This window comes from Bradyrhizobium sp. MI1.4, assembly GCF_055811315.1.
Map to the genome: position 1 here is coordinate 56,124 of NZ_JBVVPP010000022.1, position 12,109 is coordinate 68,232.

Consider the following 12,109-nt stretch of genomic DNA (forward strand, 5'->3'; position numbering starts at 1 on the left):
GATTTAACAGTGCGTTAATCGGCTTCGGCCAGACTGCCCCGATTCGAGACAGATAGTAGTAGCGTGCGGGGAACACCATGGCTGCCAGTATTTTGATCGCCGACGACGACGCTGTAGCCCGCCGGCTGGTCGAAAACATGGTGCAGAAATGCGGCTATGAGACGATCGTGGTGGACTCCGGCGATGCGGCGATCGCCGCCCTCACCGCCCCCGACGCGGCCATCGACGGCGTCATCCTCGATCTCGTGATGCCCGGCCTCGACGGCATGGGCGTGCTGGCGAAAATCCGCGAAGCGGGTCTCAGCATCCCCGTCATCGTGCAGACGGCCCATGGCGGCATCGACAATGTGATCTCGGCGATGCGCGCGGGTGCGGCCGACTTCGTGGTCAAGCCGGTCGGCCTGGAGCGGCTCCAGGTCTCGCTTCGCAACGCGCTCAATTCGTCCGCGCTCAAGGGCGAATTGCAGCGCATCCGTCACAGCCGCGAGGGCCGGCTGACCTTCTCCGACATCATCACACGCGCCGAGGCGATGGCGGGCGTGATGCGCGCGGCGCAGAAAGCAACAAACTCCTCGATCCCGGTGCTGATCGAGGGCGAGTCCGGCGTCGGCAAGGAGATGTTCGCGCGTGCCATTCATGGCAGCGGCGAGCGCAAGGCCAAGCCGTTCGTCGCGGTCAATTGCGGCGCGATCCCCGACAACCTCGTCGAATCCATTCTGTTCGGTCACGAGAAGGGTGCCTTCACCGGCGCCACCGAACGCCACACCGGCAAGTTCGTCGAAGCTCATGGCGGCACGCTGTTCCTGGACGAGGTCAGCGAGCTGCCGCTGAGCGCGCAGGTCAAGCTGCTTCGCGCGCTCCAGGAAGGCGCGGTCGAGGCGGTCGGCGGCCGCAAACCCGTGAAGGTCGACGTCCGCATCATCTCGGCGACCAACCGCAGGCTGCTCGAGCGGGTCAAGCAGGGCCACTTCCGGGAAGACTTGTTCTATCGCCTGCATGTGCTGCCGCTGACGATCCCATCGCTGCGCGCCCGGCGCGAGGACATTCCGCATCTGCTCAGGCATTTCCTGGCGCGCTTTGCCGCCGAGGAGAACCGCCCCATCACCGGCATCAGCGGCGAGGCCGTTGCGCACCTCGCTCAGCTCGATTGGCCCGGCAACATCCGCCAGCTCGAAAACGCGGTCTATCGCGCCGTGGTGATGAGCGAGGGCGACCAGCTTGGCCTCGACGACTTCCCCCTGATCGCCTCGCAGCCGCATCCGGGAACAGACATTCCGACGGCGCCGCTGATGCTGGAGCCAATCGCGGCCCCCTCCGTCGTGTCGGGTAATGACATACCGATCGCACCGCTGCCGCAAGCGGGTGCTCTCTCCATGCTGACCGCGACCGGCGACGTCCGGCCGCTGGAGGACATCGAGAACGAGATCATCCGTTTCGCGATCTCGCATTACCGCGGGCAGATGTCGGAGGTCGCCCGCCGCCTCAAAATCGGCCGGTCCACCCTCTACCGCAAACTCGATGAGGCCGGGGTTCCCGGCCATGGCGGCAAAAGCGGTGAGGAGACGCACTGAGCCTGAGCGAACGGAGGTTCGTCCGGGCGGAGCGATACGACTGTAAGCCGTTCGTATGACGACGGAATTCGACTGCGATTTGAACCGTGACTTGGAAGTGACAGACACAGGGAAAAGCGCGTGGCAGAAGCGCACAATCCGTTGCCAAGAGGCGTGCTTGAAGTCAGTTTGTCGTGAGTTGTCCCGGGTAGCGCTGGCTGCGAAATCGGGGCCTGTATATCGTCCGCGTAAGATTCGTCTGCGTAGGAATCGTTGCGTGCAGGCGTGCAACTTTCGAGAGGCCGGCGCGGTTTAGCCGAAGCTCAATAGGCGATAACGAAGCTGTTCCACGGGGGACAGTTCACCCGAGGGGTGCGACACAATGCGTGACTGTTTGAACCACCGTGCAGGCTTTGACCGTGTCTTGTTCACGGTCGCGGCGACCTTCCTCACGGTATCGGCCAGCTCAGCCCTGGCGCAGGATCAGGCGCGCAGCAGCGCTGCCGAGCTCGCGATCGAAGCCGCAATCCCGCGCCCCGAACCCGCAAACGTCCCGCCCCCGACCGCATCAGACATCAAGGTCGACACCACCGCCACGATGGTGGACCCTGCTAAGGAGCCCGCCAAGGAACCCCTGAAGGCCGAATCCGCCCCCGCGCCGGACAAGGTCGAGACCAAGCCTTCCGACGTCGCCACCACGCCCGCCGCCGAGGCGACGAAGAGCGAGACGGCGAAGACTGAACCTGCCAAGACCGAACCTGCCAAGGCCGACACGGCGATCCCAACGCCGGCCGCGCCCGCCACCGCTGCGGCTCCGGCCTCGGAGCCGGTAGGGGCCGCGAGCAACGTTCCCGCGGCCGACCAGCCGGTCGCCGACAAGCTCAAGGACATCATTGGCGCAAAGGCCTCGCGCTATTTCGACCGTAAGAACGAACGCGCTGCGATCGAGAAGTTCTACGGTGCACGCGACTTCGCGCCGGTCTGGAGCCAGGGCGGCAGCCTGACCGCTGCGGCCAAGGGCGTGATCGCACGGCTGAAGGACGCGGCGTCCGACGGTCTCAATCCCGCCGATTACCCGGTGCCGGACTTCGCGGCCGCCACGACACCCGATACGCTCGCCGATGCCGAGCTCAAGCTCACCGCCAGCATGTTCGACTATGCGCGCCAGGCCCAGAGCGGCCGCATGCACTGGTCGCAGGTCAGCGGCGACATCCTCTATCCCGAGCATCCGGTCGATCCGAACGAGGTGCTCGCCAAGGTCACGACCGCGGCGGACGCCTCCGCGGCGCTCGACAGCTACAATCCGCCGCAAAAACTTTACAAGGAGCTGAAGGCGAAGCTCGCGGAGCTCCGCGGCCAGGGCAACGGCCCGGTGATCGAGATCGCCGATGGTCCGGCGCTGAAATACACCCCGGCCGGCAAGAAGCAGGCTGAAATCGTCGTTGAAGATCCGCGCGTGCCGCAGCTGCGCGCCAAGCTCGGCATCACCGAGAACGCCAGCGACACCCGCTATGACGCGGCGGTCGCCGAAGCCGTGCGCAAATTCCAGAACAGCGCCGAGCTCAAGGCGACCGGCATCCTCGACGACAAGACGGTCAGGGCGATCAACGCCCCGAAGCGCGACAAGCAGATCGACGTGGTGCTGGTGAACATGGAGCGCTGGCGCTGGCTGCCGCGCGACCTGGGCGCGCCCTCGCTGGGCGATGCCTATGTCATCCTCAACATTCCCGACTACACGTTGAAGGTGATGCAGCGCGGCCAACAGGTCTGGACCACCCGCGTCGTCACCGGCAAGCCCGGCACGCATGCGACCCCGCTGCTCACCGAGACGATGAAGTACATCACGGTCAATCCGACCTGGAACGTGCCGCCGTCGATCGTCTACAACGAATATCTGCCGGCGCTTCAGCAGGACCCGACCGTGCTCCAGCGCATGGGTCTCAAGCTCGAACAGAACCGCGATGGTTCGGTGCACATCTCGCAGCCGCCCGGTGAAGCCAACGCGCTCGGCCGCATCCGCTTCAATTTCCCCAACAAGTTCCTGGTCTATCAGCACGACACGCCGGACAAGAACCTGTTCGCCCGGGACGAACGCGCCTTCAGCCACGGCTGCATGCGCGTGCAGAACCCGGATCAGTACGCCTCGGTCCTGCTCAACATCGCGATGCCGAACGAGAAGTACACGCCGGAACGCATCCGCAGCATGTACGGCAAGAGCGAGATCGACCTGAAATTCCCGACCCCGATCCCGGTCAACATCACCTATCAGACCGCATTCGTGGACGATGGCGGCAAGCTGCAATTCCGCAAGGACGTCTATGGCCGCGACGCGACCATGATCAACATCCTGAAGAACGGTCGCGGCAAGGATCTCGAGAACGTCGTCGCGCACTCCCAGCCGAGCTATTCACGCCCGGCGACGACACTGCCGAACGGGGTGTTGGCGGCCAACAACGGCGGCTCGTCCGGGCCAAATTTCTTCGAGCGGCTGTTCGGAGCGCCCACCCCGCCGCCGGCCCCGGTCGGCCGCCGGCCGCAGCAGCAGCGGGTATTCACCCGCTGAGCCAGGCCGCCCGGCGCCTGATTTCCTGAAATTCTGCAGTACAATCAGCGACCTCATCCTCTGGTGGGGTCGCTTAACGTTAACCATTCTCCACCTGACCTCAGGCAGCGGGCGTTTTTTTGCCACACTCACCCGGTTAGGTTCGCGATCTGACTTGGTTTGGGGGCGGGAAGGTCAACCTCGAATTAACCTTCTCGCTTTAACAAAGCGTTCATCCTCTTTCGCGCGCTAACGGGGTTAGCGGGAGAGTCCATTTTGAACGCTCGTCGACTGGGTGGGCTCTAACGTGCTGACTGGAATCGCACGCCAATTCGCTGTGCTGTCGTTGTCCCATGCGGGAGTGAAGGCCGGATCCAGAATCGGCCTCGCTGCCGTATTGCTGCTTGCTGCCGCGGGTTCAGTTCACAACGCCGCCGCGCTCAACGAGACCAAGACGCTCTCCTTCCACCACACCCATTCCGGCGAAGACCTCACCGTCACCTTCAAGCGCGACGGACGCTACGACGAAGCGGCGCTGAAGCAGCTCAACCACTTCCTGCGCGACTGGCGCAGCCAGGACGAGACGGTCATGGACCGTCACCTCTTCGACATCCTCTGGGAAGTCTACCGCGACGTCGACGGCAAGCAGCCGATCCAGATCATCTCCGCCTACCGCTCGCCCGCGACCAACTCCATGCTCCGCCGCCGCTCCTCCGGCGTGGCGCGCTTCAGCCAGCACATGCTGGGGCATGCGATGGACTTCTACATCCCGAACGTGCCGCTGGAGCAGATCCGCTTCGCCGGCCTGCGCCTCCAGCGCGGCGGCGTCGGCTTCTACCCGACCTCCGGCTCGCCGTTCGTACATCTCGACACCGGCAGCATCCGGCATTGGCCGCGCATGACGCATGACCAGCTCGCCCGGGTCTTCCCGGACGGACGCACCGTCCACCTCCCGACCGACGGCACGCCGCTGAAGGGCTATGAGCTCGCCAAGGCCGAGATCGAGCGGCGCGGCAGCGGCGAGGATTCCGGCAGCAAGTCGAATTTCTTTGCCGCCCTGTTCAAGGGTAAGCCGGCTCCGGCCGCGGCGAGCAACGACGAGGATGACGAGGGCGCGCCCGCCCCGTCCGCGAAGACTGTCGCGCCGACCGTGGTCGCCGCCGCGACCAAGCCGGCCGATCCGGTGCCGACGCCGCGCGCCAAGCCGTCAGTCGCGGCGACGATTCAGCTCGCCTCGGCCGATGCGCAGATCGTCGCGCTGGCCAAGCCGAAGCCGGCCCCCGTGGCTGACAAGCCGGCCGCCGGCAAATCTGCTGACGCAAAGCCCGAGACCCCCGCCGACATCATCAATGCCCGTGGCTTCTGGGATACCCCGACTGCGCCGCAGCAGGCGACGCCGGCCCAAATTGCTGCGCTGAAGGCACGGCAGGCGCTTGCCGCCGCCACCGATCCGCAGCCGACCGCGAGCGTGTCCAGCGCCGCCTATCAGGCCCTGGCCTACGCGCCGGCGTCCGCCTCACCGGTCGACCGCGCCAACGTCGTCGCCGCCTCCGCGCCGATCCCGCGCTCCGCCCGTCCCGCCTCCGCGTCGCGTAACCTTGCGCCGGCGACCGAGATCAACACGGTAGTCGGTAAGCGCGTCGACGGCATGGTCGCAACCGCGACCCGGCTCTCCGCAGCCAAGGGCGAAAGCATCTGGCTCAAGATCGTGATGCTGTCGCCGAGCGCCAGCCGCGCGATGTCGGTCACGCTGATGGGTGAGCTCGACACCGCCGCAATGCGCGCCTACTTCGTCAAGCCGCAGTCCGTGATCGCCATGGGTTTTGCCGACGATCCGATGCAGGGCCTGTCCTGCGACAGTTTCTCGGGCACCGCCACCGCCAAACTCGAGACGACGTCCTTCGTCGTACGGACGGCTTCGCTGCGCTGACGTCTTCGCGCGCCGCTAACGCTTCCTCCGTCGATCCAGATGATACGTCAACGCCAGCGACAGGCAGACCGATAGGTCCTGCTTCGGCAGCTTGCCCGACACCGGCAACAGCAACGCCCTGGTCTGCCGATATTCGAACTGATCGGGAAAGCGTTCACGAAAGGTATCGACCAGCGTCGTCTTGCAGTTGAACAGAATCGCGGCGTGCGCGGAGTCCTTCAGGCGGCCGAGCCGGATCGTGCTGCCACTGCCGGTCTCTTCGGTCAGATAAGCAGGCTCGCCCCATTTCAACGTTTCGGTAAGACGGCCGATGCCTTCATGCGCCGCGGCGGCCGCGAAGATCAGCTCGCGTACCCAAAGCAGCCGCTTGCCGATCGACGCCGGAAAAGCATCGTAGGCACGGCTTACCTCGCGCGGCAGCGGCGGCGCAGTCACCGCGGTCTCCTTCGATCGGCATGGTGTCGCCCTGGCGAAAGCCAAGACGACACCGATAGCTCAGATCATCCCCAGTGCTTGCATGTAGGTCTCGAGGATCGTCTCGGCCTCGGCGCGCTCGTTCGGGTCCTGCTTGCGCATGCGCACGATGGTGCGCAGCGCCTTGACGTCGTAGCCGTTGCCCTTGGCCTCGGCGAAGACGTCGCGGATGTCGTCGGAGATCGCCTTCTTCTCTTCCTCCAACCGCTCGATGCGCTCGATGATGGACTTGAGCTGGTCCTTGGCAAATTTCGTCGCGGGCTCGTCGTCGCGGACGGCGGCGGAGGTGGCCATCTTGGTACTCCCAATAGAACTGGCAAAACGAGGTGACGCCGGCATCCTCACCGCGCGTGCTGGTTAGACCCTTAGGGTTCGGACCTCTCGCGTTCAAGGCAGCATCGCGCTCGTCCACAGCGCGCCCACACCTTCCTGCGGCGTGTCGAAGAAAGCGGTTGTGTGATGCGACTCAATGGCACCGCATATCAGGCTGCCGGCGAGGCCGTTCAGTGCCCGGGATGAACCTTCTTCATGGCATCGAGCTGCTCAGGCGTGGCCGCGCCCTGGTATTTCGACTTCCAGGCCTCGTAGGGCATGCCATAGACGGCTTCCCGGCTCTCATCCTTGCTCAAGGCGACGCCCTGGGCGTCGGCGGCGTCCTTGAGCCAGTTCGACAGGCAGTTGCGGCAGAAGCCTGCGAGATTCATCAGGTCGATGTTCTGGACGTCCGTCCGCGTCTTCAAATGATCGACCAGGCGCCGGAAAGCGGCAGCCTCGAGTTCCGTTCTGGTTTTGTCGTCAATTGCCATGGCTGGATCCCTCGGCTTTGCGAATTGGCTGTGACCTGGATGGGTCACCCTTACGAGATCAGGTGGGGCCTGTCACAGATTTTGCCATATCGCGGCGCAAACGGGCGCGAAGCCGGCTTCAGGCAGTTCCCGGGCTCTACGCCAAATCGTCAATGATCTGATATAGCTTCCGCGACAATGATCGCCGAATCTCCCCGCTCCCGCCTTCGCCTGCTCGCCCGGTTGGTCCCGGTGCTGGTGGTTGGCCTGCTGTGCCTCTGGGCCAGCCCGGCCTCCGCCGATTTCCGGCTCTGCAACAACACATCGAGCCGGGTCGGCATCGCGCTCGGCTACAAGGATGCCGAGGGCTGGACCACCGAAGGCTGGTGGAACATCTCGTCGCGCTCCTGCGAGACCCTGCTGCGCGGAACTCTGGTGGCCCGCTTCTATTACATCTACGCCATCGACTATGACCGCGGCGGCGAATGGTCGGGCCAGGCTTTCATGTGCTCGCGCGATAAGGAGTTCACCATCCGCGGCACCGAGGATTGCCTTGCGCGCGGCTATGACCGGACCGGCTATTTCGAGGTCGATACCGGCGAGCAGCGGGCCTGGACGGTGCAGCTCACCGATGCCAACGAACAGCCGTCAAAGCAGCAGCGCGTGCCAGGCCTCCCCGGCCCTGTTGGCCCGGGGGTCCCGGGTTTGCCCAATGGCCCGCCCGGTGGTACGCCCCCCGCCGCGCCTGGCCTCCCGCCAGCTCCCTCGCCCCCGTCTGGAAATAAGCCATGAGGCGTCTTCGCCGTATCAAGATTCTCGCGACCCTTGGACCCGCTTCTTCGGACCTCGCGATGATCCGCCGCCTGTTCGAGGCCGGCGCCGACCTCTTCCGCATCAACATGAGCCACACCCCGCATGACAAGATGCGCGAGCTGGTGGCGACGATCCGCAACGTCGAGAGCAGCTATGGAAGGCCGATCGGCATTCTGGTCGATCTCCAGGGGCCAAAGCTCCGGCTCGGTGCCTTCGCCGAAGGCGCGGTCCAGCTCCAGAATGGCCAGACCTTCACGCTCGATTCCGACAAGGCGCCGGGCGACACCACCCGCGTCCAGCTCCCGCATCCGGAGATCCTGGCCGCGCTGCGGCCGGGCCACGCGCTGCTGCTCGACGACGGCAAGGTGCGGCTGATCGCCGAGGAGACCTCGAAGGAGCACGCGGTGACGCGCGTCGTGGTCGGCGGCCGGATGTCCGACCGCAAAGGCGTCAGCCTGCCCGACACCGACCTGCCGGTCTCGGCGATGACGCCGAAGGACCGCGCCGATCTCGAAGCGGCGCTGGTCACCGGCGTCGACTGGATCGCGCTGTCCTTCGTGCAGCGCGCCGACGACGTGCTCGAGGCCAAGAAGATGATCCGCGGCCGTGCGGCGGTGATGGCCAAGATCGAGAAGCCGCAGGCGATCGATCGCCTCGCCGACATCATCGACGCCTCCGACGCCCTGATGGTGGCGCGCGGCGACCTCGGCGTCGAGCTGCCGCTGGAACGCGTGCCGAGCCTGCAGAAGCAGATGACGCGCATGGCGCGGCGCGCCGGCAAGCCGGTGGTGATCGCGACCCAGATGCTGGAATCGATGATCCAGTCGCCGGTGCCGACCCGCGCCGAGGTCTCCGACGTCGCCACCGCCGTCTACGAAGGTGCCGACGCCATCATGCTGTCGGCGGAATCGGCGGCCGGCAAATTCCCGGTCGAGGCCGTCTCGACCATGAATCGCATCGGCGAGGAGGTCGAGCGCGACCCGATTTATCGCTCCGTCATCACCGCACAGCGCCCGGCCCCGGAAGCCACCGCCGGCGATGCCATCGCGGACGCTGCGCGGCAGATCGCCGAGACGCTCGACCTGCCGGCCCTGATCTGCTGGACCAGTTCGGGATCGACCGCCGTGCGCGTGGCGCGCGAGCGGCCGAAGCCGCCGATCGTGGCGATCACGCCGAACGTCGCGGCGGGACGCCGGCTGTCGGTCGTCTGGGGCATACATTGCGTGGTGGCAGAAGATGCGCGCGACCAGGACGACATGGTGAGCCGCGCCGGCCAGATCGCGTTCCGCGACGGCTTCGTCCGGGCGGGCCAGCGCGTGATCATCGTCGCCGGCGTGCCGCTCGGCATCCCCGGCACCACCAACATGGTGCGCATCGCCTCGGTCGGCCCCGAGGGCGAAGCGAATATCTAGCTCCGCCGGCACCCGGCAAACAAAAAATGTCGAAAACAACCCCATGCACAGTAGCCGGCGAGTCCGGCGGATGTGCTGAGGTTTTTTGAAAAGGCGAGCTCGAGCAACGGCCTGGGCGCGATCAGGTCCGCCGGTCGATCAGGATGACGTTTTAGGCCCCAACCAGCGCTTTCGCCGTCGGCAGCAGCGTCTGCTGCACGACGAGCCCCCTGGCGCGGGCGTCCATGACGCCGACCGCGCGGAGCGCCAGCAGCGTCACGGTCTGCACGGCATCGCGCATCCTGGCGGGATCGTCGAGATTGTCCGGCGCGAGCGGTCCGACCAGGGCCTCGTGCAGCGCGCCGAGCAGCGCGGTGGCAGCAAGGGCCGTGTCCTGCGCCGGCAGGTGGCCGGCGCGCACGGCGGCGTCGATCCGCGAGGCCATCTCGCCCGCGATCTCGCGCCGACTGGCGAGACGTGAAGCGCTGACATCGACATCGACCGGCTCGGCCAGGATGCCCCAGGCGAGCCTGCGCTGTGACAGGGTATGGACAGCCACGGTGGTGACCGCCGCCGCCAGCGCCGAGGACGGCCCCGGCGCGGCATCGGCGGCTCGCCGGATCGCCGTGAGCTCGTCGCGGGAGACTTCGGCAATCAACTCGGAGATCAAATCGGCCTTGGAGGGGAAGTAGCGGTAGACCGTACCCGCAGCGACGCCGGCGCGAACCGCGACTGGCGCAATCTGCACCGCCGCCATCCCGCCTTCCGCCGCCGCCTCCCGCGCCGCCGCCAGTATCGCACTGCGCCGGGCCGCAAGGCGCTTCACCACTTGATGCGTCCGCCGATAAACCATGGCGCGCTTCCTGTCCCACACGCCGGTCGCACGCCCTGCGGCCGAACGCTTCGTCACTGATATCGCAAATCGCCCCGCAAGGACTGAACAACTATTCAGAGTGGATGACAAGGTGCAAATGCATGAAGCGTCACGCAAAAAAAACGCGAGCTCAAACAGCTAAAAACGTCGCGAACTGCTTTGGTGAAGGGGTAACCACGATCGTTACCGCCATCTTAAACCTGCTCCGCGACTGTGCTGCGGTATCGCGATCCCACCTCGGTGCAGCATGGTCGACACGGATGCCCGGACCGCCTGGCAGCTCTTCCACCTGAACTGGCTTCCCATCGCAGCCATGGGCAGCCTGCTGGCGCTGGGCCTCGCCTTCACCGGCCTGAGCCTCGAACCAGTCGCCTATTGGGTGACGCTGGCAGTTGCTGCAGTCTTGCTCGCGCTGGCCTATGGCCATCGCATCGTCAAAGGCGAGCTTGCTGACCCGAAGCTGCTGTTTTCGCTCGGAACGATCGGACAGATCATTCTCACCTGCGCCATCGTCGGACCGCTCAGCTATGTCGCGGCCAAGCTGAACTGGCCGCTGCAGGACCAGGCGCTGCTTGCGATCGACCGTGCACTCGGCCTCGATCCTGAACCGATCGCGCGATACGTCAACGACCATCCCTGGCTCGCGGACTGCCTGGCTCGCGGATATGGGCTGATCAAATTGCCGCTGCTCGGCATTCCCGTCGTGCTGGCACTGACGGCGCACTATATGCGGCTGCAATTGTTCATGCTCGCGATGAGCCTCGCGCTCGCAGTCACCATCGCGATCTCCGCCGTCGTGCCCGCGATCGGCACCTATTGGGGGCTGCAGCTGTCCGCCGCGCATTTTCCCGAAATCAACACCGCGGTCTATGCCGGGCAGTTGCGCGACATCCTCGCGCTTCGCGACGGTAGCCTGCACGAGCTCCAGTTGTTCTTCCTCGCCGGCATTGTCTCGTTTCCGAGCTTCCACGCCGCATCCGCCGTGCTCTACATGTGGGCGCTGTGGCCGGTGCGCGGCCTCGGCGGCATCGCGGCTGCGCTCAATCTGCTGATGATTGCGGCAACACCGGTGATCGGCGCGCATTACGTCATCGACGTCGCCGGCGGAATCGCAGTCGCCGCAGCGTCGATCTGGGCGGCGAAATTCTATCTCGAATGGCACCGCCGCGCGCAGCAAACGTCTGCCGCGCCTGCGCCGTCGGCGGTCTGGCAGCCCGGCCTCGCGGAATGACAGCCGACAAGTTGCCCTAGGGTCCGCGCGTAGCGGCGTGCCCGCCGGTAACTTTCAATGTTCAATGTTCTCGACGGTGGGAACGCCTGCGCTTTCGGAGCCGCGGCAGACGCTTTGCCGCCCTACAAGCTTGCTACAGCTTCACGACTTCTCAGATCCGGAAATCGTCCGCCAGAAGAAAAGAGCCCCGTCAAGGGGCTCTTTGAATTCGCGATTCGTACAGCGTTACTTGAGGCTGCTCGAGATCGAGGTGAACTTGGCGTTCAACGTGGTGCCCAGGTTATTGACGACAGTGATGATCGCCAGCGCAATGCCGGCGGCGATCAGACCGTATTCAATAGCGGTGGCGCCGGATTCATCTTTCGCAAAACGCGCAACGAGGTTCTTCATAAAGAGCTCCAAATGAGTACACGAGGCTACAACTGATCTGGTCTTTTGGGCTTCCCAGCGCCGCTTGACCATGGAACCGAACGTAGAGGCAAAGAATTGCGCCGCAGTTAATTCGACTGCGGAAACACA

Annotated in this window: 11 protein-coding genes; 6 read left to right on the forward strand and 5 right to left on the reverse strand. The window is 65.3% G+C overall.

Annotation, left to right across the window (positions count from 1 at the left end; all coding sequences use genetic code 11):
- Window positions 1-77 precede the first annotated feature (77 nt).
- The 3 genes from AC0L23_RS23070 (at window position 78) to AC0L23_RS23080 (ending at window position 6,022) form a co-directional block, all read left to right on the forward strand.
- The gene (locus AC0L23_RS23070) at window positions 78-1,571 is read left to right on the forward strand and encodes a sigma-54-dependent transcriptional regulator (protein ID WP_085359452.1); all 1,494 of its coding nucleotides are present in this window, start codon (window positions 78-80) and stop codon (window positions 1,569-1,571) included.
- A 361-nt stretch (window positions 1,572-1,932) separates the two neighbouring features.
- The gene (locus tag AC0L23_RS23075; RefSeq protein ID WP_085359454.1) at window positions 1,933-4,113 is read left to right on the forward strand and encodes a L,D-transpeptidase scaffold domain-containing protein; all 2,181 of its coding nucleotides are present in this window, start codon (window positions 1,933-1,935) and stop codon (window positions 4,111-4,113) included.
- Window positions 4,114-4,399: 286 nt separating this feature from the next.
- The gene (locus AC0L23_RS23080) at window positions 4,400-6,022 is read left to right on the forward strand and encodes a peptidoglycan L,D-endopeptidase MepK (protein ID WP_240543275.1); all 1,623 of its coding nucleotides are present in this window, start codon (window positions 4,400-4,402) and stop codon (window positions 6,020-6,022) included.
- A gap of 15 nt (window positions 6,023-6,037) precedes the next feature.
- Here AC0L23_RS23080 and AC0L23_RS23085 read toward each other — a convergent pair whose 3' ends face one another.
- From AC0L23_RS23085 to AC0L23_RS23095, 3 genes are all read right to left on the reverse strand, one after another.
- Window positions 6,038-6,457, reverse strand: coding sequence for a hypothetical protein (locus AC0L23_RS23085; RefSeq protein WP_085359457.1), 420 nt, complete (start codon window positions 6,455-6,457; stop codon window positions 6,038-6,040).
- 60 nt (window positions 6,458-6,517) lie between these two features.
- A complete protein-coding gene (locus AC0L23_RS23090) occupies window positions 6,518-6,790 on the reverse strand; it encodes a DUF2312 domain-containing protein (RefSeq protein ID WP_007596286.1) in 273 nt (90 codons plus the stop codon).
- Between the two features lie 209 nt (window positions 6,791-6,999).
- Window positions 7,000-7,302, reverse strand: coding sequence for a DUF1244 domain-containing protein (locus tag AC0L23_RS23095; protein ID WP_007596287.1), 303 nt, complete (start codon window positions 7,300-7,302; stop codon window positions 7,000-7,002).
- A 177-nt stretch (window positions 7,303-7,479) separates the two neighbouring features.
- On the opposite strand from AC0L23_RS23095, the gene AC0L23_RS23100 reads away from it, so the two are divergent.
- Entirely contained in the window at window positions 7,480-8,073 is a 594-nt protein-coding gene (locus AC0L23_RS23100; protein ID WP_085359459.1) for a DUF1036 domain-containing protein, read from the forward strand.
- Complete coding sequence (gene pyk, locus AC0L23_RS23105) at window positions 8,070-9,506, forward strand: pyruvate kinase (protein WP_026232597.1); 1,437 nt, start codon at window positions 8,070-8,072, stop codon at window positions 9,504-9,506. The genes AC0L23_RS23100 and pyk overlap by 4 nt, the downstream gene beginning before the upstream one ends.
- Before the next feature lie 151 nt (window positions 9,507-9,657).
- Here pyk and AC0L23_RS23110 read toward each other — a convergent pair whose 3' ends face one another.
- Complete coding sequence (locus tag AC0L23_RS23110) at window positions 9,658-10,338, reverse strand: helix-turn-helix domain-containing protein (protein WP_026232596.1); 681 nt, start codon at window positions 10,336-10,338, stop codon at window positions 9,658-9,660.
- A gap of 268 nt (window positions 10,339-10,606) precedes the next feature.
- Here AC0L23_RS23110 and AC0L23_RS23115 point away from each other — a divergent pair, with 268 nt between their 5' ends.
- Window positions 10,607-11,590, forward strand: coding sequence for a phosphatase PAP2 family protein (locus AC0L23_RS23115; protein WP_085359461.1), 984 nt, complete (start codon window positions 10,607-10,609; stop codon window positions 11,588-11,590).
- A gap of 225 nt (window positions 11,591-11,815) precedes the next feature.
- Here the strand turns inward: AC0L23_RS23115 and AC0L23_RS23120 are convergent, their stop codons facing one another.
- Window positions 11,816-11,980 (reverse strand): Flp family type IVb pilin, encoded by a 165-nt coding sequence (locus tag AC0L23_RS23120; protein ID WP_007614256.1) that lies wholly within the window; start codon window positions 11,978-11,980, stop codon window positions 11,816-11,818.
- Window positions 11,981-12,109: the final 129 nt, after the last annotated feature.

Excerpts from the sequence above, each read along its gene's own strand:
- AC0L23_RS23070 (WP_085359452.1), top strand. The coding sequence starts at position 78 with ATGGCTGCCAGTATTTTGATCGCCGACGACGACGCTGTAGCCCGCCGG.
- AC0L23_RS23075 (WP_085359454.1), top strand. The coding sequence starts at position 1,933 with ATGCGTGACTGTTTGAACCACCGTGCAGGCTTTGACCGTGTCTTGTTC.
- AC0L23_RS23090 (WP_007596286.1), bottom strand. The coding sequence starts at position 6,790 with ATGGCCACCTCCGCCGCCGTCCGCGACGACGAGCCCGCGACGAAATTT.
- AC0L23_RS23095 (WP_007596287.1), bottom strand. The coding sequence starts at position 7,302 with ATGGCAATTGACGACAAAACCAGAACGGAACTCGAGGCTGCCGCTTTC.
- AC0L23_RS23100 (WP_085359459.1), top strand. The coding sequence starts at position 7,480 with ATGATCGCCGAATCTCCCCGCTCCCGCCTTCGCCTGCTCGCCCGGTTG.
- pyk (WP_026232597.1), top strand. The coding sequence starts at position 8,070 with ATGAGGCGTCTTCGCCGTATCAAGATTCTCGCGACCCTTGGACCCGCT.
- AC0L23_RS23110 (WP_026232596.1), bottom strand. The coding sequence starts at position 10,338 with ATGGTTTATCGGCGGACGCATCAAGTGGTGAAGCGCCTTGCGGCCCGG.
- AC0L23_RS23115 (WP_085359461.1), top strand. The coding sequence starts at position 10,607 with ATGGTCGACACGGATGCCCGGACCGCCTGGCAGCTCTTCCACCTGAAC.
- AC0L23_RS23120 (WP_007614256.1), bottom strand. The coding sequence starts at position 11,980 with ATGAAGAACCTCGTTGCGCGTTTTGCGAAAGATGAATCCGGCGCCACC.